The sequence below is a fragment of the Rhodoferax sp. RT5P35 genome (assembly GCF_056521385.1).
Genome location: NZ_JBWMAX010000309.1, coordinates 1 through 1,094 on the forward strand (window position 1 = coordinate 1; position 1,094 = coordinate 1,094).

The 1,094-nt window shown below is 64.8% G+C and carries 3 protein-coding genes; 1 reads left to right on the forward strand and 2 read right to left on the reverse strand.

Going from position 1 to position 1,094, the window contains the following annotated elements; all coding sequences use genetic code 11:
- The coding region (locus tag AC097L_RS25875; RefSeq protein ID WP_479589555.1) for an MBL fold metallo-hydrolase at nt 1-442 on the reverse strand (442 nt) is incomplete at its 3' end.
- Nucleotides 443-528: 86 nt separating this feature from the next.
- On the opposite strand from AC097L_RS25875, the gene AC097L_RS25880 reads away from it, so the two are divergent.
- Complete coding sequence (locus AC097L_RS25880) at nt 529-936, forward strand: MerR family transcriptional regulator (protein WP_479589556.1); 408 nt, start codon at nt 529-531, stop codon at nt 934-936.
- 5 nt (nt 937-941) lie between these two features.
- Here the strand turns inward: AC097L_RS25880 and AC097L_RS25885 are convergent.
- Nucleotides 942-1,094, reverse strand: a 153-nt coding sequence (locus AC097L_RS25885; RefSeq protein ID WP_479589557.1) for a cupin domain-containing protein, incomplete at its 5' end; no start/stop codon positions are given.

Genomic DNA, 1,094 nt, shown 5'->3' on the forward strand with positions numbered 1-1,094 from the left:
GGCCGTGTTTCTGGAAGAACTCGGCAGCGCCCGGCCCGCCGTTGCCGCTGGAGTGGGCGATGTTGTGCTCGGCCACAAAGTAGTCGGTGGCGCTGATCCACAGAGGGGCGTTCCAGCGCGCGCACAGCCACGAGGCCAGGCCGATGTGGTCGGGGTGCATGTGGGTCACGATGACGCGCAGGATGGGCAGGCCGCCGAGCTGGGAGGCAAAAATCGCCTCCCACTGGGCACGCGAGGTGTCGGCGCTGATGCAACAGTCCACCACGCTCCAACCACGCTGGCCGTCGATCTCGTCTTCCAGCAGCCACAGGTTGATGTGGTTCAGCGCGAAGGGCAGCGCCATGCGGATCCAGCGCACGCCGGGTGCCACGGCGACGGTTTCGCCTTGCGCGGGCAGGGTGTCGCCAAGGGGGTAGTGCAGTTGTTGTTCGAGCAGATTCATGGCGCTATAGTCGGCTTTTGTGTTGACGTTTACGTAAAAGTCATTCTAGGCCCGCTCTTGGCAACCCTTTGCAACCCACTGACACCATGGCGATAAGCAGCTACAGCATCAGCGACCTGGCGCTGGAATTCGATCTGACCACCCGGGCCATCCGCTTCTACGAAGACATGGGCCTGCTGCAGCCCACGCGCAGCGGCCCGGGCGAGCGCACCCGGGTCTACAGCCAGCGCGACCGCACCCGCCTCAAGCTGACCCTTCGCGCCAAGCGCCTGGGCCTGAGCCTGACGCAGGCCAAAGAGGTGATCGACATGTACGACAGCCCGCGCGACACCACCGCCCAACTAGGCAAGTTTCTGGCCGTGCTGGCCGCGCACCGCCAGCAACTGGAGGAGCAAATGGCCGAGCTGCAAGCCAATATCGACGAGGTCAAAGCCCAGGAGAAGGAAGGGCGGGCGCAGCTCTCCAAGAGCCGCAAACAGGCCAAGCTAGTCTGAAATTTTCAGGGCGCAGGTGATGCCAGCGGCTGGCCTTTTTCCACCACGTACACGCCCACCAGCCGGGTGGGCACGGCCCCGTCGTTGTGGGCATCGTGCACCACCCCGGCGGGCACCACGAACGACTCGCCTGCCTTGATGATGCGGGGCGGTTGGCC

Coding starts and splice junctions, on each gene's coding strand:
- AC097L_RS25880 (WP_479589556.1), top strand. CDS start 529: ATGGCGATAAGCAGCTACAGCATCAGCGACCTGGCGCTGGAATTCGAT.